This window comes from Lysinibacillus sp. OF-1, from assembly GCF_028356935.1.
Lineage (GTDB): Bacteria > Bacillota > Bacilli > Bacillales_A > Planococcaceae > Lysinibacillus > Lysinibacillus fusiformis_D.
In genome coordinates this window covers 3,001,510-3,020,697 of sequence record NZ_CP102798.1, presented here as the reverse complement: position 1 = coordinate 3,020,697, position 19,188 = coordinate 3,001,510, and the positions used below count along the sequence as shown (strand labels likewise).

Annotated in this window: 17 protein-coding genes; 9 read left to right on the top strand and 8 right to left on the bottom strand. The window is 37.6% G+C overall.

Annotated features, from left to right (window positions below):
- Positions 1-84 precede the first annotated feature (84 nt).
- The 6 genes from NV349_RS14660 to NV349_RS14635 all read left to right on the top strand — a co-directional run bounded on the left by NV349_RS14660 (position 85) and on the right by NV349_RS14635 (position 6,919).
- Positions 85-624, top strand: coding sequence for an NADPH-dependent FMN reductase (locus tag NV349_RS14660; protein WP_036125410.1), 540 nt, complete (start codon positions 85-87; stop codon positions 622-624).
- Positions 625-848: 224 nt separating this feature from the next.
- A complete protein-coding gene (locus NV349_RS14655; protein ID WP_036125407.1) occupies positions 849-1,394 on the top strand; it encodes a helix-turn-helix domain-containing protein in 546 nt (181 codons plus the stop codon).
- Between the two features lie 24 nt (positions 1,395-1,418).
- Positions 1,419-3,461 carry a hydantoinase/oxoprolinase family protein gene (locus tag NV349_RS14650; RefSeq protein ID WP_036125405.1) on the top strand — a complete coding sequence of 681 codons (2,043 nt, stop codon included), beginning with the start codon at positions 1,419-1,421 and terminating at the stop codon, positions 3,459-3,461.
- Positions 3,461-5,215 (top strand): hydantoinase B/oxoprolinase family protein, encoded by a 1,755-nt coding sequence (locus NV349_RS14645; protein WP_036125401.1) that lies wholly within the window; start codon positions 3,461-3,463, stop codon positions 5,213-5,215. The genes NV349_RS14650 and NV349_RS14645 overlap by 1 nt, the downstream gene beginning before the upstream one ends.
- A 2-nt stretch (positions 5,216-5,217) precedes the next feature.
- Positions 5,218-5,535 (top strand): cupin domain-containing protein, encoded by a 318-nt coding sequence (locus tag NV349_RS14640; RefSeq protein WP_036125397.1) that lies wholly within the window; start codon positions 5,218-5,220, stop codon positions 5,533-5,535.
- Positions 5,536-5,593: 58 nt separating this feature from the next.
- Positions 5,594-6,919 carry a purine-cytosine permease family protein gene (locus NV349_RS14635; protein WP_271910343.1) on the top strand — a complete coding sequence of 442 codons (1,326 nt, stop codon included), beginning with the start codon at positions 5,594-5,596 and terminating at the stop codon, positions 6,917-6,919.
- A 184-nt stretch (positions 6,920-7,103) separates the two neighbouring features.
- Here NV349_RS14635 and NV349_RS14630 read toward each other — a convergent pair whose 3' ends face one another.
- Positions 7,104-7,283 carry a hypothetical protein gene (locus NV349_RS14630; RefSeq protein ID WP_036120467.1) on the bottom strand — a complete coding sequence of 60 codons (180 nt, stop codon included), beginning with the start codon at positions 7,281-7,283 and terminating at the stop codon, positions 7,104-7,106.
- A 232-nt stretch (positions 7,284-7,515) separates the two neighbouring features.
- On the opposite strand from NV349_RS14630, the gene NV349_RS14625 reads away from it, so the two are divergent.
- Positions 7,516-8,142: a hypothetical protein gene (locus NV349_RS14625; protein ID WP_271910342.1), complete on the top strand. Its 627-nt coding sequence runs from the start codon at positions 7,516-7,518 to the stop codon at positions 8,140-8,142.
- A 56-nt stretch (positions 8,143-8,198) separates the two neighbouring features.
- Here NV349_RS14625 and NV349_RS14620 read toward each other — a convergent pair whose 3' ends face one another.
- The 3 genes from NV349_RS14620 to NV349_RS14610 form a co-directional block, all read right to left on the bottom strand.
- Positions 8,199-8,735, bottom strand: a complete 537-nt coding sequence (locus NV349_RS14620) for a tubby C-terminal domain-like protein (protein WP_036120461.1) — start codon at positions 8,733-8,735, stop codon at positions 8,199-8,201.
- A gap of 163 nt (positions 8,736-8,898) precedes the next feature.
- Positions 8,899-10,158 carry a dicarboxylate/amino acid:cation symporter gene (locus NV349_RS14615; RefSeq protein WP_036120458.1) on the bottom strand — a complete coding sequence of 420 codons (1,260 nt, stop codon included), beginning with the start codon at positions 10,156-10,158 and terminating at the stop codon, positions 8,899-8,901.
- A gap of 265 nt (positions 10,159-10,423) precedes the next feature.
- Positions 10,424-11,473, bottom strand: coding sequence for a TRAP transporter substrate-binding protein (locus tag NV349_RS14610; protein WP_036120455.1), 1,050 nt, complete (start codon positions 11,471-11,473; stop codon positions 10,424-10,426).
- A gap of 112 nt (positions 11,474-11,585) precedes the next feature.
- On the opposite strand from NV349_RS14610, the gene NV349_RS14605 reads away from it, so the two are divergent.
- Together NV349_RS14605 and NV349_RS14600 are read left to right on the top strand one after the other, a co-directional pair.
- Positions 11,586-13,166: an ATP-binding protein gene (locus NV349_RS14605; RefSeq protein ID WP_036120476.1), complete on the top strand. Its 1,581-nt coding sequence runs from the start codon at positions 11,586-11,588 to the stop codon at positions 13,164-13,166.
- 18 nt (positions 13,167-13,184) lie between these two features.
- Entirely contained in the window at positions 13,185-13,886 is a 702-nt protein-coding gene (locus NV349_RS14600) for a response regulator (protein WP_036120451.1), read from the top strand.
- Positions 13,887-13,934: 48 nt separating this feature from the next.
- On the opposite strand, the gene NV349_RS14595 is transcribed toward NV349_RS14600, so the two are convergent.
- The 4 genes from NV349_RS14595 to NV349_RS14580 form a co-directional block, all read right to left on the bottom strand.
- Entirely contained in the window at positions 13,935-14,903 is a 969-nt protein-coding gene (locus NV349_RS14595) for a 4-hydroxy-3-methylbut-2-enyl diphosphate reductase (protein WP_036120448.1), read from the bottom strand.
- 73 nt (positions 14,904-14,976) lie between these two features.
- Positions 14,977-15,471 carry a VrrA/YqfQ family protein gene (gene vrrA / locus NV349_RS14590; protein WP_036120445.1) on the bottom strand — a complete coding sequence of 165 codons (495 nt, stop codon included), beginning with the start codon at positions 15,469-15,471 and terminating at the stop codon, positions 14,977-14,979.
- A gap of 153 nt (positions 15,472-15,624) precedes the next feature.
- A complete protein-coding gene (locus NV349_RS14585; protein WP_036120442.1) occupies positions 15,625-16,329 on the bottom strand; it encodes a response regulator in 705 nt (234 codons plus the stop codon).
- A gap of 9 nt (positions 16,330-16,338) precedes the next feature.
- Positions 16,339-19,026, bottom strand: a complete 2,688-nt coding sequence (locus NV349_RS14580; RefSeq protein WP_271910341.1) for a sensor histidine kinase — start codon at positions 19,024-19,026, stop codon at positions 16,339-16,341.
- Positions 19,027-19,188 lie beyond the last annotated feature (162 nt).

Sequence of the window (19,188 nt, the reverse complement as noted above, 5' to 3'; positions counted from 1 at the left end):
CTGACCAAAATGGTTACGAGTGGCGATCGCGTACAATGAACGATGATGGAGTCACAAGAACGGATGAAAAAGAGGAGGCGTCATATGTTAAAAATCGGCATTATTTTAGGAAGTACGCGAGAGGGTCGTGTAAGCCCACAGGTTGGCACATGGGTAAAGGAAGTGGCAGAAAAACGTCGTGATGCGGAATATGAAATAATTGATATCGCTGATTTTAAATTACCGCTTTTAGGGGAGCCGGGCGGAGATGCTTCAGGAGTAGCGGCCTGGTCAGAAAAAGTCGGAGCATGCGACGGCTTTGTCTTTATTGTTGCTGAGTACAATCACTCCATTACAGGTGCATTAAAAAATGCATTAGATTATTTACGAGTGGAATGGAATAATAAAGCTGCTGGAATCGTTTCTTATGGTTCTGTTGGAGGTGCTCGTGCAGCTGAGCATTTACGAGGTATTCTTGGAGAATTACTAGTTGCCGATGTCCGTGTGCATCCAGCACTATCTTTATTTACTGATTTTGAAAATGGCTCTGTCTTTAAACCAAAAGAGGTGCAAGCAGATTCTGTTCATCAAATGTTAGATCAGCTCGTACCGTGGGCAACCGCTTTAAAAACAATTCGATCATAATTTCATGGCAATATGCACGTTCTATGTGCATATTGTTTTTTTGCTTAAATGTGTTAATAAAATAACTCTTCTCCATTCACTAGTACGGTGAATGGAGTTTTTTATTTTTGTGAAAATACTAAAATTAAAAATATTCTTTCAATTCTGAAAATAATATGATACTATTAAAAAAATTATAGTTATACTTCAAAAAATACAGTGTAATCAAAAAAAGAGGTGGCAATTTGGAAGATATTCATCAAACCATAAAAAAAACAAGGATTGATCAAGGCATGACATTAAAGAATTTAAGTGAAAAAACAAACTTATCGATTAGTTTTCTTTCACAAATAGAAAGGGGGTCATCTTCACTGGCTATTACATCTCTAAAAAAAATAGCTGATGCATTTGGAGTTCCGATCACCTACTTTTTTGAGTCCGATTCAAATAATACGTATGTCGTAAAAGAAACTGATCGCAAACCATTTAAATTAGAAGCATCTTCGATAGAATATACGCGACTTAATGGACATTTTAGTGGAAGAAATCTTGAACCATTGCTTGTGAAGCTGGCCCCGGGTCAAATGGACAAAAATCAAGAATCGAGTCATCCAGGGGAAGAGTTTTATTACGTATTAAAGGGTGCTGTCCTATTTAAGGTTGATGGGCAAGAATATTTTCTTAGAGAAGGTGAAACAATTCATTATCCTTCTGAAGTTCCACATTCATGGGAAAATCCTTTGAATGAAGAAAGTATTGTTTTAAGTGTGTTAACGCCAGTGATTTTCTAAAAAAAGGAAGGTTGGGTGGATGGAATGAGAGTCGCAACAGATATTGGGGGTACATTTACAGATTTAGTGTATGTTGATGAACATGGAAACTTCGGCTATGAAAAAAGTAATACAACTCCTCCAAATTTTGAACAAGGAGTCATTGATGTTATTAAGAAAAGTGGAGTGGATCAACAGCATTTAGAAATGTTTATCCATGGCACAACGGTTATTATCAATGCTTTAACTGAGCGTAAAGGAGCAAAGACGGGTCTAATTACAACTAAGGGGTTTAGGGATGTGTTGGAAATTGCTCGTGGAAATCGACCTGATTTATTTAATGTTAAGTATCAAAAACCACAGCCATTTGTAGAACGATATTTACGCAGAGAAGTAACTGAAAGACTTAATTATAAGGGACAAGTATTAGCAGCTCTGGAAATGAATGAACTAGAAGAAATAGTTGAATATTTCAAGAAGGAACAGGTTGAGGCCATTGCAATCTCTTTTTTACACTCCTATGTTAATAACGAGCATGAAAAAGCAGCTGTAGAAAAAATAAAGGAATTGTGGCCAGAAGTTCAGGTAACCGCTTCCAGTGAAATTACACAAGAGTGGCGTGAATATGAACGCACTAATACAGCGGTTTTAAATGCTTATGTACAACCAACTGCAACAACTTATATTGATCGACTTGAGCAAAAATTACAAGATACTATTGATATAGAGCAAAGTTATATTATGCAGTCAAATGGTGGTACCACTAAATTTGATAATGCGAAGCGTTTACCAATTAATATGGTAGAATCAGGCCCAGTTGCTGGTATTTTAGGTGCAGCGGTACTCGGTGAATTACTAGGAGAAAAAAATATTATTGCTTTCGACATTGGTGGAACAACAGCAAAATGTTCATTGATTGAAAATGGCGAAGTAAAAGTTTCTACAGATTACTATATCGAAAAAGATACTCGACGCGCAGGTTATCCAATTAAAACACCAGTTGTTGATATTGTTGAGATTGGTAACGGTGGTGGTTCCATTGCATGGATTGATGGTGCAGGTTCATTAAAAGTAGGGCCGCAGTCAGCGGGTGCTCGACCAGGCCCAGTTGCGTATGGTCAAGGTGGAACAGAGCCGACCACAACGGATGCAAATTTATTAACTGGTAGATTATCACCGAAGAACTTTGATTACGAGGTGAATTTGAACAATGTGAAAAATGCAATTGAAGAAAAAATTGGGAAACATTTTCATATGTCTGCTGAAGAAGCGGCACTTGGAATTATTCGTATCGCCAATTCCAATATGTTAAATGCTCTAAAGTTGATTTCTATTCGTAAAGGTCATAACCCTCAAGACTTTACCTTGATTGCATTTGGTGGGGGAGGTTCGATGCATGCACCTGCGTTAGCATTGGAATTAGGTGTTAAAAAGGTTATTATTCCAATCGCATCACCGGTGTTTTCCGCATGGGGGATGCTCATGACAGATTTACGTCATGATTATATTCAAACATACATTAAACGAATGAATAATCTTGATTTAACAAAAATGAACTCAATATGGGCAAATATTGAGCGTCAGGCATTCCAACATTTCCAAGAAGAAGGTATGGACAAAGATAATGTATTTTTCCAACGCTATGCAGATATGCGTTATCTAGGCCAGGAGCATACTGTGAAGGTACCTGTAGAGGGCGGTGAATGGAATCAACGAGTGTTAGATAAAGCGATTGCAGATTTTAATTTATTACATGAAAAGAATTTTACATTTAAACTACCAGAAGCAGAGACAGAAATCGTTAATATTCATGTGACGGCCTTTGGGAAGGTTGGTAAACCTAAATTAAAAACGATTGAGCGCCATACTAGCTTACAAGACGCATTAATAGAACAACGCAATGTTTATTTTGAAAATGATGGCTGGGTGAGAACAAATATATATGATCGTGAGCTATTACCTATTGAAATGAAGATAAGTGGTCCTGCTATTGTGGAAGAAAGAGCTGCAGCTACCGTAATCTATCATAAGCAATCACTCTATATAGATGCTTATGGAAATATTGTTATTGAAAAGGAGGAAGCGTAATGACTGCAATCAATCCGCAAATTGATCCATTTACTTTAGAAATTGTGAAGGATGCACTGCTATCTGCTGGAGATGAAATGTTTGTAGCTTTAGCACGAACTTCAATGAGTCCCATTATTTATGAAGTATTAGATTATGCGAGTGGCTTAACAGATTCAGAAGGTAATTTATTAACTCAGGGTAATGGTGTGACAGGTTTTATCGGCATGCTCACTTTTATGGTAAAAGAAACGTTAAAAAAATATCCAGGAGATAAATTAAAAGAAGGAGATATCATTATAATTAATGATCCTTATCAAGGCGGCGGTTCACACCTTTCAGATGTTGGACTCGTAATGCCAATTTTTTATAAAGGTCAATTAATTGCCTTTTCAGCTAATAAAGCTCATTGGACTGAAGTTGGAGGGAAGGATCCGGGTTCATTTACTAACGATTCTGTTGACATATTTCAAGAGGGACTACAGTTTTCATGTATCAAACTTTATGACGAAGGTAAATTGAATGAAGCACTTGTTGAAATAATACGTTCAAATGTGCGGTTCCCAGATCTATCTTTAGGAGATATGTTTGCACAAGTTGCAGCTCTTCGAACAGGAGAAAAACGAGTAAGGGAATTGTGTGATAAATACACATTAGCTACCATATTGGCAGCAATTGAATATCATTTAGATCATGGCGAAGCGATGGCCAAGCAGGAGCTTGCTAGATTACCTAAAGGAGAATTTTACGCAGAAGATTTTATTGATACAGATGGGATTGGTAACGGACCATTTCCAATAAAAGTGAAAGTGACAATATCAGATGATGAATTTATTTGTGATTTTAGGGGAAGTTCTCCTCAAGTACCTGGACCAATGAATTGTTCCTATACAGGTTTAGCATCAGCTGTACGTGCAATCTTCTTAGCTATTACAAATCCAGCGCAGGATGTAAATGATGGTGTGTTTAGACCACTAAAAATAATTGTTGATCCTCAATCAATTATGTCTGCGGAAAGACCAGTACCTGTGTCCAATTATTTTGAAACCTTGCTTGGCAGCTTAGATTTAGTATGGAAAGCCTTGGCACCACATATACCGAGTCGATTAACTGCTGGTCAGTTTTTATCCGTTTGTGCTGTAACGTTAAGTGGTACACATCATGATACAGGAGAGCCATTTTTAATTGTTGAGCCATCAGTAGGTGGATGGGGTGGTGGAAACGATGCTGATGGAGCCTCTGGTCAATTCTGTTTTTCGGATGGTGAGACGTATAATGTGCCAATTGAGGTAGCGGAAACTCGCTATGGTGTGTTAATTGATGAATATTGTTTAAGAGAAGATAGAAATGGAGCAGGGGCTGGAGAATACATTGGTGGCAAAGGAGTAATCAGATCCTATAGAGCCATGACGGACAATCAAGCAGTAACAGTGACCTTTGGTAGGAATAAGTTTTTACCATGGGGGATTGACAATGGACATGAAGGTTCGCCGAATGAATTTTATGTAAAAAAAGCGAATGGCCAGGTAGATGGACCATTCGGGGTCTATCCAAGATATAAACTAGATAAAAATGATGTGGTTCAATTAATGACTGGCACGGGTGGAGGCTATGGCAATCCACTTAAACGTCCAGCGGAACAGGTAGCACATGATGTGAAAAATGGCTATTTTTCAAGAAAAGAAGCAGAAGCTATTTTTCATGTTCTTGTAGATGAGTCAGACTACAGCTTTAAAGAAATGCCAGAAAGAAATCGAGTAGTAAAGGGAGAATAACTATGATTATTAAAGAAGTATCACAGAAAGATATTGTTCAACAGAACCTATTTCAAGACAAATACAACGATAGCCAAATAAAGTTTGGCTTTGTCCAAATAAAACCAGGGGAGCGGTTACCATTAGAAGGGACAACTTCTCATTTAGAAAATGAGTACTCCTTTATTGTAAAAGGTACTTTAACTGGAGAATCCGGTGGAGAAAATTACCGAATTTCACAAGGAGAAGCTTCCTATATTCCTGCTGGAGAACCTCATTGGTGTAAAAATGATAGTGATGAAGTGGTTGAACTTGTCTATGCGTTATTGGATATAAGATAAAGAGAAATAATAGAAAACAAGCTACGAATAAACACAAACAGTAAGGGGGTTAAGTAAAATGAAAAATGAAGTCAACACAGAAAAAACATCTATGCTTGGGAAAGATCCTGCATTAACGCCAATACCAGAGAATGATCGTCAACATTGGATGACACCAACAATGATATTTGGTGGGCTTGAATTTACCATTCCCGTTTTAATGGTAGGAGCAAGTTTATCGGCTAGTTTCGGATTAGGTAAGATTTTTTTAATATTGATCATTGCTTTATTTGTTTTTCAATGGCTTGGTAATGCATTACAAGGATATATCGGTGCAAAAACAGGGCTACCTTCTTCAGTTATTGCCAAAACAAGCTTTGGAACGGTTCAAGCTAAGTTAATAGTTGGATTGACAATATTTATTGTTTCACTTGGCTGGTGGGCATTACAAACGGCTGTTGCTGGAAATGCCATTGCTGCTATGTTTGGGATCGACTATAAACATGACTGGTTAGCTTGGGCAATAGTCACGACAGTGGCAGGTCTTCTTTTTGCTGCACCTTCAATTATTGGCTATGGTTCAATGAAGTGGACAGATTATTTAGCTGTCCCATCGGGTTTATTGTTAATTGTTGGTGGTATTTATTTAGCATTAAAAAATACGGGCTGGCAGACAATTGCATCTTGGAGTCCTGAACCATCGATGACCATAATGGCAGCTATTAGCCTTGTAATTGGTGTCAATGTGTCACAATGGGTAATTGCTTCTGACTACACTCGTTACGCAAAGCCGACTTGGAAAGACAATTTTATTATTCCAAGTGGGATAGTTTTAATTGGATTCCCTCTATTTATTGTAGGAGCCATCATGTCTGTGGGTGTGGGAGATCCTGATATCGTGAATGTTATGATGAATTTAGGTTTTCCAGTTTGGGGCTTTCTCATCTTATGGTTAGCTACTTGGACATCTCAATTGGTTAACAATTACAGTATGGGATTAGCGTTAGCTAATGTTTTAAATGTGACATCAGGTAAGGGGCGTGCGTTACTCACATTTATTGGTACCATAATTGCCATAATCATTGCGTTAATGGGCATTCTAGATTACTTCACAGACTTTCTGTATTTAACAGCTTTGCTTTATCCAGCAATAGCAGGTGTTATGTTTGCTGACTTCTTTTTAATCCGTAAAAGACAATGGGTTGAAATAAAAGGATGGAATTGGATGGCTACCATTGCTGTCGTTGCAGCTGTTATGATTGGGTACTATTTCCAATATGTAAATCCAATGGGTTTACCTGCAGTACTATCTTTATTTGTTTCGATCGTTGTTTATTTAATCGCAATGAAAGTAAAGAAACAAGTGGCCCCTGATCAATTTACAGGAAATAATCTATCGGATTAGGGATTAATCAAAGGATACTGGAGGATCATTTTTGAAGGTAGTTCCATATTAAAATAAAATGCAACTTTACAATGGAAATCGTAACAGGAGTAGAGATTTTTTCTATGAGTTTCAAATTAATAGAACGGCCACTTTCAGTAATACGATCAACATGAAAGTGGCCCTTTGGTTGAGACAGCTACCATTAATGTTTGATTTCTTCAATGACTTTTTCTTTTAAATCATTCTCCATAGAAGATAGTTTTACTGTATTTGTGAGGCGTTCCTTTAATTCTTTATCAGTCATAATGCCACGTTCCTCTAAAATTTGTATAAGTAGATTCAATGTTAGCATATTTTTAATTTCCGCTGCTTTTGTCCCCATATAAAACCCTCCAAAATGATAGAATTACTACCCCTTTAGTGTACTCCTTTTTGAAAAGCGTAACACAGAATGGACAAAAACAAGCAAATTTATTTCGTGTCCCGGAATATGTGGGTAAAAATAAGCAATCCAATGACAAGCTATTCGATGAGATAAATTTGATAGAACAGGACCATGAAAACAGTGAATATTGTTTTGAATGGGGTCATACCTTCGTAACAGGAGGGATTCAATGGTCAAACGGTTTGGGCTTGTTATAGGATTGTTAGTCGTCATCATATCTCTATTGATCCTGTTTGATAAAATAAAAATAGATAATAAATCAGAAACAACAAAAGAGGGACAACCGCTTATTACGAATGAAGAGTTGAGCCTATCTAGATTGAAGGATAAGCTTCTTGAAAAGTATGTTGGCATTGATGTCAAAACGACTGCAGAAAAGGAATTGGTGATCCAGGTTGTAGGCGAAGAAGACTATTTCCAGTCCGTCAAAAAAGATATGGAATCCATTGCAAAAAATGTGATTAAAACCTCCGCATTAAAGGACTATCCGATTGTTTTTGAAAGATGGGAGTTCACTTCATTGCTTGATGACAACAAAATGCTGGGGGCTGATATTAACCTGTTGATGGAAGATTTAATCAAAGGCTTAGAGACTTTTGATGTATACGAATATTTAGTCATTGAAAATCGAACAACCATTACGATTCAAACAACGATAAAGAGTGCCACTCATGAAGATTTACAGTTAGCTATGAGGATGGAACAAGCCATTAAGAAGATTTTACAAACAAATGCATCACCAAATCAGTCCTATGTCATTAACATATTAAATACACAGCGGGAAAAACTAAATTAGCTATCTTAAGTCATGACAAAGGCATCGAGAAATAACGCTCGATGCCTTTGTCATGGCTATGTAGTGAATGCAAAGAGTGCTTGATAAAGGGTTGCTAGGAGTGCAACGAAGTGCATATCGTCTGTTTGGAAAAGCTTAAATAGTATGCCTGTTCGTACTAGTTCGTTTTCAATAGGATTTGCACTGGCAATCTTTTCATCATTGCAATATAAATAAGCTGTAGAGGTAAAATCCTTTTCAAATCGAAAATGTAAATCGTCCATTTTGAATGCATAAGAGGATTCTAATAATTGGACTGTTTTTCGCTGAATCGGTATCGAGCTACCATCAGGCATCCTAATTTGATGGCTGACCCCTTTTGCTAATAGGGTAGATTGTACTTGAAAAAGTGGTGCCCCTGACGTAGTTCGCGTTTCATAACGATACGGTAATGTTTGCTGAGCCGCTACTAGCAGGACGGCATTCAGTATTTTACCAGTAGAGGAACGATCTACTTTTTGAAGCATACATATTGTTTCGTTGTGTTCATTCACGATTGGGATATCCGTAAAGCTTTTAAAAGCTTTTGGATAGGTAAGTGTAAATGTTGCCATAAAGAAACCTCCAGTCATTATCTATACGAGTAAGCAGTCGAGGAGGTTTCAAGAAAATTTACTTACTAAAGAACAAGCCGAGCAATGTAACATAATCACTTTATTTCCAAACAAAGAGGCTGCTGAAATGGCGAATATTTCGCTTTCAGTAGCCTTTTTGTTGTTATGGCATTGAAGTATGTCCTGCAAGAGCACGTTTTTCTTGCTCCGTATCAAATTCTTTTTCCATTTTTGACACGACCACTGTTGCCACGCCGTTTCCAATTAGATTTGTCACTGCACGTGCCTCTGACATAAAGCGATCTACGCCAATTAATAGGGCAATTCCTTCTACTGGAATCATAGGAAAGGCTGCCAATGTTGCGGCAAGTGTAATAAAGCCAGAGCCTGTTACACCAGCTGCTCCTTTAGAGGTAAGCATTAAGATGGCTAGTAACGTAATTTGATGCCAAACATCTAAATCCACCCCATATGCCTGTGCAATAAAGATAGCAGCCATTGATAAATAAATGGAAGTGCCATCTAAATTAAACGAGTAACCAGTTGGGATAACGAGCCCTACTACTTGCTTAGAACAACCATAGTTTTCAAGTTTACGCATCATGGAAGGTAGTGCAGATTCAGATGAAGATGTCCCAATAACGATAAAAATTTCATCTTTAATGTATTTAATAAATTTAAAAATACTAAAGCCGAAGTAGCGTGTAATTAATCCGATAATCACAACAATAAAAATAAACATTGTAGTATAGACGGATAACATTAAAAATCCTAAATTTCCAAGTGATTTAAGTCCGAAGTTTCCGATTGTATAACTCATGGCACCGAACGCACCAATAGGAGAAATTTTCATTACCATGTTAACAATTTTAAAGAAAATATCTGCTACTTGTTCAAAAAATTTAATAACAGGTTTTGCTGGTTCTCCAATCGCTGCTGCAGCTAGTCCAAATAAAACAGCTGAGAATAAGACAGGTAATAATTCACCATTCGCTAATGCACCTACCACATTTTCAGGGATAATTTGCATGATAAAAGCACCTAAGCCATGTTCTGCAGCCGCCGCATCTGTATATTGTGAAACATCAGCACCGCTGGCAGCATCTGTATTAAAGCCTTTTCCTGGTTGAACAATATTGACAACAATTAAGCCAATCGCAAGTGCAAATGTTGAGACAATTTCAAAATAAATTAAAGCCTTCCCACCAATTTTCCCAACCTTTTTGACATCCCCCATACTACCAATACCGATGACGACTGTTAAGAAAATAATCGGTGCTATTAACATTTTAATTAGTTTAATAAAGATGTCCGCTAATATTTTTAGCTTTGCCCCGAACTCAGGGAATGTTGCCCCGACAATGATCCCTAGTACAATGGCAATCAACACTTGTACTGTTAAGTTTTTAAAATTTATCCGCATAATAGTTCTCCCCCTACAACATCTATGAATATTGTGTGAACGCTTTCATGTGGTTATCATAGCTGAAATTTTCCGACAATAGTGTTTATGACCGTAATGTTTGTATTGTTCATTTTGTTCATTTTTTAGGGAGGGGAGAGATAAAGCTAGTAATAACAGGGGTTTCAGGCTGTTTTATAGTAGATTTGAGATTATCTAATCTATTATAATACAAAAGAAAAAATCCTTACGGTTAGTAAGGATCTTTCATTAATGAACAAAAGTATTAAGGCGCAACGATTTTTTCAATCTCTGTTAAGATGCGATCATTTTGAATATGGGCTTTATAAAAATCGTAGACAGGCGCAAGCTGCTCTTTAAAGCGCTGTCTTTCTAGTGGACTCATTGTATAAACATCAAAGTCATCTTGCTGTTTAAGCTTCTGCATATCTTTTTCATTCATCAGTGCAGCCTGTTCAAATTGCCAATCTGTTGTTTCTTTCATGGCATCCAACAATTGGTGTTGAATTTTTACAGGCAAGGAATTCCAAAAGGTTTCGTTCATTAACACAGCATAGCCCAAAATACCATGCTGGGTGATGGTCATATGTTTCTGTACTTTGTAAAAACCTTTTGAGTAAATATTCGATGCTGTATTTTCCTGCGCGTCAATCGCATGCTTCTCTAAATCTGTAAAAACCTCGCTAAAGGAAATGGGCATAGGCGTTGCTTTGACCACTTCAAATTGCTTTTCCAATGTTTTACTAGGCATCGTTCGCACACGTAAGCCCTGTAAATCCTTAAATGTATGGATAGGATGATCAGAAGAGGTTAAATGCTTAAAGCCATTGTACCAAAAGCCAAGTCCCTTAATATGAAACGGCTCTAGTTCGTTGACTAATTGTTCACCTATAGAACCCGTCAGAACCTCCTTGACTTCATCATCTGTCTTAAATAAATAAGGTAAATCCAATACCTGCCAATTAGGAACATAAGCGGTCATCTTCGAAAAAGTAGGAATAATCATTTCTACGTCTCCCTTTTGTAAAGCCTGGAACTCATTTTCATCATTGAATAAAGAAGAATTTGAGTAGACATGTACTTTAACTTTCCCATTTGTTTTTTCTTCTACTAGCTCAGCAAATTTATTGGCCGCTTGTCCTTTAGGCGTATTCTCAGCAACTACATGACTCAAATGAATCGTTATTTGTGTGTCTAACCCATTTTGCTCATCATCATAGGGAAGTGGCTTGGCAAAGAGTAATCCTTGCTGAATACTAATGGTAACGATTAAAGCAAAGACAGTAATCATCGTTCCTATAATAAATTTTTTCATTGAATACACCCAATTTATTCGTATTTTCTGATGTTTTTGTTATTCTAACATATGGAGTACGCTAAAATATAGTAGGAGGGAGGCGGTCATCTTGAAATTTCAAAAGTTATCGATGCAGAGAAAAATCATGTCACTGACGTTTTTTATTCTGATGCTTTCCTTTAGTATTGGTGGTACTTTCTTATTAGGGTTTGTGATGAATGAACAGAAAACAAAACTAAGTGATCAAGCACTACTAGTGGCCAAAACCGTCTCACAGCTTCCTGAAATAAAAACGTATATTGCTAGCGAAAATCACCTCGAGGCCATTCAACATATTAACCCTGTAGTAGAAGAAATCCGTGATATCAATGGAGCAAAGTATATTGTTGTTCTTGATATGGAACGTCGAAAATATTCTCACCCCAATAGCCAGGAACTTGGTCGAATATCGCAATCGGGTGATTTAAACGCTGCGTTTTCTGAGCATTATTATACGTCGATCGCTCGTGGAGAGCATGGTGATATGGTGCGTGCATTTGTACCGATTATGAATCAAGAAGGTCAACAAATCGGTGTTACGGTAGTGGGGTTCAGTGTACTTACAGTAGTGGAATTACTACAATCAATGGAAACAGAGCTGATGATTACTGTTCTATTATCTTTAATCTTTAGTGTATGGGGTGCACGAACTTTAGGGCTTCATATGAAGAAGCAAATGTTTGGATTAGAGCCTCATGAAATTGCCAAAATGTATGTGGAGCGTACAGAAACATTTAATGCCATGCATGAAGGCATCATTGCCATCGACAATGATTTGACCATCACAATTTTTAATGAAAAAGCTTGTGATATATTAGGTGTTCATGAAAAACCCTCTGTACTAATTGGTCAGAAAATCTTTCATGTCCTGCCTGATACACGACTTCCAGAAATTTTAGAGCTAGATCAGCCATTATTTAATCGTGAGCTATATATTAATAATCACAGTATTATGAGTAACCGAATTCCGATACAGGTTAATGGGGAAACCGTCGGGGCAGTAGCCATGTTTAAAGACCGTACGGAAGTGAAAAAGCTTGCAGAAGAACTAACGGGCGTTCGAGCTTTTGTCCAAGCTCTGCGCGTACAAACGCATGAGCATAAAAATAAACTGCATACGATAGCAGGTCTTTTACAGCTCGGTCATCATGAACAGGCACTCACTTATATAACGCAAGTGAAGGAAGAACATGATGAAATCACGAATTTTTTAAATGAACGTATAAAAAATGAAAATATTTCTGGGCTATTGCTTAGTAAAATTTCTTATGCTAAAGAACAAGGAATTCGACTAGAGATTGATCGTGAAAGTCGATTAACATCCTTCCCACCTAATTTGGATCATCATGATTTCGTTATTCTATTTGGTAATTTAATCGAGAATGCATTTGATGCATTAAAAGATGTACAGGTTGAGGAGAAAGTGATTCATGTTTCAGTAGATGAAGATGAGGATGTCCTTGCGATTTTAGTAACGGATAACGGTGTTGGCATGACGGAAGAGGTCAAACAGCACATATTTGACAATGGTTATTCTACAAAAGAGAAAAACTACCGTGGAATAGGGTTGTTCCTAATAAAAGAAATCGTTGAAAAAGGACAGGGTGATATTGAAGTCATCAGTGAACCCAACAAAGGGACAAGTTTTTTAATCACCTTTTATTATTCATAATTGGATGGAGGGCAGACAGTGGCACAAATCAAAGTATTATTAATTGAGGATGATCCAATGGTGCGAGAGGTAAATCGTCAATTTATTGAAAAGGTAGAACATTTTCAAGTGATTGGACAGGCATCTAATGGCTTAGAGGGCATTACACAAATTCGTCATCATCAGCCTGATTTAGTCTTTATGGATATTTTTATGCCCGAGCAAGATGGTATTACGAGTTTACGCAAAATACGCGAGCTGGATTTACCAGTGGATGTCATCACTGTAACGGCTGCGAATGATATGGAGACGGTGAAACAGGTACTGCATCTAGGTGTCTTTGATTATATTATGAAGCCATTTTCATTTGAACGAGTCAAAGGGACACTTGACAATTATTTACGCTTTAAGAAGCAAACACAAATAGAACGAGAGCTTACACAGGGAGAATTGGATCAGTTATTTCATTATCGTGATGAAAAAAATAACATAGAGCTATCACATACACTACAATCAGAGAAAAATCTTCCAAAAGGTTTTAATCGTACAACACTCGAAAAGGTGGTGCACTTTTTACAATCGGTAGATGGTGCATCGGCTGAAGAGGTAGCAAGTGGAATAGGAATTGCCCGTGTAACGGCCAGAAGATATTTGGATTATTTAGAGAAGCAAGAGGAAATTACAATGGATGTCCATTATGGAGGCATTGGTCGCCCTATCAACTATTATTTTAGTAAATAGAGAAAATCCTGATTGTCATCATGGCAACCAGGATTTTTTAGCTATTAATTAATAAGGCAATATTTTATCAACAGGTGTTGGCGTTTTAATTTTCGGCAGGATTTTATTTAATGTTACCGTACGCTTAATCTCGTGTGTAGAAGGGTCATTTTCATCAAATTGATCAAGGAAGGAAATAACCTCTTTTACAATCGGTGTTGGCGTAGAAGCACCTGCTGTGACAGCTACAATGTTAATGCCTTTTAACCATTCTACTTTTAGCTCTGAAACGTCAGCAATTCGATAGGATGGTGTTCCTGCAATTTCTACAGAGACTTGTGTTAAACGGTTGGAGTTATTTGATTTAGGATCACCTACAACAATTAGTAAATCCGCTTCTCCTGCTTGCTGAGCAACAGCTTCTTGACGAACCTGTGTAGCTAAACAAATCTCTTTGTGTACCTCTATATGTGGGAACTTTTCTTTTAAACTATCCATTAAATGGGCGACATCCCATTGACTCATTGTCGTTTGATTTGTGACAAGTAATTTATCGTTCGTTAATTGTAACGCATCAATATCAATAGAGGACTGCACTAAGTGGACATGATCCGGAGCAACGCCAATGGCACCCTCTGGCTCGGGATGTCCTTTTTTACCAATGTAAATAATATCATAGCCTTCTGCAGATTTTTCGCGAATTAAATCGTGAGTAACTGTTACATCAGGACATGTAGCATCAATGGACACTAAGCCTTTTCGCTTCGCAATTTCACGAATTTCTGGTGAAACACCGTGTGCTGTGAAAATGACCGTACCTGTTTCAACTTGCTCAATAATTTCTTGGCGGTTTTCACCATCTAACGTGATGATACCATCCTCTTCAAACGCGTCTGTGACATGTTTATTATGCACAATCATCCCTAAGATGTAGATAGGTCTTGGTAATGTTTTATCAAGTGCGGCATTACGTGCGATCACCATCGCATCGACAACACCGTAGCAATAGCCACGTGGATTAATTTTCAATACTTGCATGGTTGTGACTCCTTTCAAGCTTACCTATCTACATTATAACGGACAGGGACGGTGAATACAAAGAAACGTTCATTTACATAGGTGGTTGGAAAATACGTGGTTTGGATGGAAGTGGTTCAGCTGGCGTAAATGATGCACTTTGCCTAGATGATCGTCTACTTCCAGTAGCGGCCTTACTATCACTACCTGCTGCTTCAGCGCCAGCTCCAGCGGAAGGAAGTCCTTGGAATCCTTTGTACAATTTTAAAAGAGATGGAATATTTTTCACCATCGGCATGGCTTGTTGGATATAAGGGGTATAGGTTTTAGCCGTATTGAATAAACTGTTGGCTTGCTGTAAAAACGAACCGACTTTCGAAGCTTCTTGCACAGGTGGCATCGGCATTTGCCCTCCAAAGGAACCTATTCCATTAGCCATTGGAAAGCCGCCTGGAATTCGTGGTGGAACAGGAAAGCCTCCAGGCGGGAAAAAGGACTGTGGCGACATCTGTGAAGGTGTTGGCATGGGCATGGGCATTCTCATGCCACCCGGATACATAGGGTATGGATAAGGTTGTCGAAATACCATAATGATCTCCTTTCTACTTGTTTTTCATTGATGACATACCTGACTATAGCTATGATATGCAAAGGCTAATGGTAGGGTGCGATAATTTATAAGGTGAATTCATCAATGAAAGAGCAGAAGTGCAGATAAACCTTCTGCTTCGATCTTCTTATTTTATTCATCTTCATGATAGCGAAGCATTCGATAGCCGACTCGCACATGTGTTTGTATAAGTTTAGGCTGTGCTGGGTCGGCTTCTATTTTTTTTCGAAGTGTTGCCATAAAAACTCGTAAACTTGGAATATCTGATTGGAGGGCATTATGCCAGATTTCTTTTAAAATAAAATTATGGGTTAGAACCTTTCCAACATGCTTGGATAAAACAACTAAAAGTTTATATTCAATAGGTGTGACATGTATTTCTTTTCCATTCACTAATACTGTTTGATTGACATAATTGATTTGAAGATAACCATTGGTAAATGTTGAACTTTCCTGTTCAGGTGGATGTTCATAGGCTGCTCTGCGCAATGCTACACGAATTCTTGCTAATAATTCTTCCACACTGAAGGGCTTCGTGACATAATCATCTGCACCTGCATCCAAAGCGTTAATTTTATCATATTCTTCCCCACGCGCACTGACGACAATAATGGGCGTTTGAGTCCAACTTCTAATTTTTGTAATAAGCTCTACACCATCCATGTCCGGTAGTCCTAAATCTAAAATATAAACATCGGGTTTCATGGTAATAGCTTTTTGAAGTGCACTGTTCCCATCTTGAGCAATGTCGAATTCATAATGCTGGGTAGATAATGTCATTTTAATTAAATTGGCAATGGCCACATCATCTTCTACTACTAGAATTCGTTTATTCATCAAATTTCTTTACTCCTTTTTCAGTGAAAAGTTAAAAATTGTTCCTTGCGGTTTATTATCTGAAACAGTTATGTGACTACCATGTAACTTTAAAATTGTTTGACACAGTGCTAAGCCTAGCCCCAGTCCTCGTCTACTATCACTGCGTTGGACCTTGCCAGTCGTAAACGGCTCAAATAAGCTACCTTTTAAGGAATCATCAATTCCTGGCCCATTATCCGAAATGCTGAAATTTACTAAACCATCACATTCCTTCACCGAGATAGTAATGTCACTGCCTGGAGGGGTGTAAGTCAATGCATTATCAATGATATTGACGAAAACCTGTATAATCAATCTAGCATCCATTAGGCTCAATAAAAATTCTGGTTCTATTTGATAGGATATTTTATGAGAATTGTTTTGGTGAACAACATGGGAAAGAGCCTCTTGAATAATATCTTCTACTAATTCCATTTGCATTTCTAAAGCAAATTGTCCATCCTCTAGCTTAGAAACAGCTAGTAAGTTTTCTACCATTTGGACAAGCCATTTTGAATTATTAAAAATATCCTCATATAATTTGTTTTTTTCACTATCAGGTATTAATGATGCATTATTCAGTAAGATATCCGCATTTCCAGAAATAGCAGTAAGCGGTGTTCGAAGGTCATGGGATATGGCCCGTAACAGGTTAGCTCGCATCTGCTCCATTTCAGCCTCTCGCGCTACTTCTTCATTGAGCTTCTGTAAATACCATTTATCCATTGCGAATGAAAAATCATTAATGATGGCGTGCAAAATATTGCGTTCAAATGCAGGTAGAGGCAATAATTTAGACAGTGCAATACCAATAACCCCCTTAACATGACTATTAGAAATAACAGGTATATAGTAAGCACTCACTTCAGGAAATATATCTGTTGATACACCAGCTACATGCTTATTATTCGTCACCCAGCTCACGACGCCATGCTCGTTTGGATTATTGAAAAGTGTAGCTATTTTTTGATTTTCTATTGCAGATATTTTCTCCGTTCGGAAAAAAGTAGATTTCCCAATTACCTGATTGTCTATTTCAAAAAATTGCACAGGTTTTTCTACTAATTTGACAATTTGAGTCATACCTTCCGTAATAATTTCTTCGATAGACTTTGCGTGTTGCAGTCTCCGATTCGTTTCAAGGAGTACTTCCATTCGATAAGATTTCCGTATGGCTATAGTAGTTTGCGCCTTGATCTTTTTCGTTAAACTACTTGTAATTACACCAGAGAGAAACATGATAAAAAAAGTCATAGGATAGTCACGATGATACGCATCAAATGAAAACCGTGGCTCTGTAAACAAATAATTAAAAAGTAAAACAGCAACGATAGAGCTAATAATGCTCATTATCCATCCTGATGACCAAATAGCAAGAATGAGAACACCTAGAATATAAATGGTTATAATATTAGGCTCACTAATATCAATGGAATACAAATATAAGCCGACTATGGATATTACGCTAAATACGATAAACATTTTAAATAGATCAAGCCATTCAAATGCCAGTTTATTTTTGATACTAGGAAAGTAGAATTGTTCATTTTCTTGATCTGGCACTATGTGTATAGATAAATTCGGCACATATTCGTTAAGGCGATCACTAATTTTGGTGTTTGGCTGCCACCATTTTTTTCTCATACTTGTTCGACCGATGACAAGTTTAGTGACACCACTAACTTGAGCATAGTTGGCAAGGGCTGCGGCTACGTCATCTTCTTGAACAATGACAACATGACCGCCAAGCTGTTCAACAAGTTTGATGTGCTGTTGTAAGCGTTCTGAATCGGCGTGATTTCTTTCATGTGCCTGCATGTTTTGAACATAGAGAGCGGTAAATTTGCCATGTAAGGCTTGTGCAAGCCTTGCAGTAGTTCGAATCACTTTTGCATTTGTAGGAGAACTACTGATTCCTACAAGTAAGTGTTCTTCAATTTGTACATAATTTCTGACAGATTCGTTACTGTTTAATTGTTGATAGTTGATTGTATCGGCTGTTCGTCGTAATGCGATTTCCCGTAGTGATACTAAATTTTGTCTGCGGAAAAAAGAATGTAAAGCTTTCTCTGCCTGTTGCTTGACATATACCTTTCCATCTTGCAGACGTTGAATTAATTCGTCTGGTTCAATATCGACCACTTTTATTTGTGCAGCTTGATCAATTAAATAATCAGGAATACGTTCTCGCACTTTAATCTCAGTGATTTCTTCTACTAAATCATGAAGACTTTCAATATGCTGAATATTTACAGTTGTAAAAACATGTATCCCTTTAGCAAGTAGTTCTTCAACATCTCCAAAACGCTTCTTGTGCCGCATCGTTGGCACGTTAGAATGGGCCAATTCATCGATCAGGACAATTTCTGGTTGGCGCTGCAATACGGCATCTATATCCAATTCCTGAAATATTTTTCCCTTGTAGGTTATTATCTTTGTAGGAATTTGCTCAAGTCCTTCTAGTAATGCTAACGTTTCTGGACGAGGATGCGGCTCCACATAGCCAACCACTACATCTTTACCGAGTTTTTGTGCCTGATGTGCCGCATCTAACATGGCATAAGTTTTACCTACCCCTGCAGCATAGCCGAGAAAGATTTTTAATTTCCCTTTAGTTTGTTCCTCCTGTTGAAGCCTCGCAAGAAACATCTCTGGAGTTGGGCGTTTATCTTCCATCCTCTTTCACCTCATTTGTATTATAGCGTTAACTTCCATTAAGAAAGTGTAAAGATTTTGCTTCTTTATCCTTTCTTAATAGAAAAAAGGATTTCCTAACACTACATTAATTTGAAAGTCAGTATGATGAGAGCATCCTTAAGGAGAAGAGGTGTTACGATT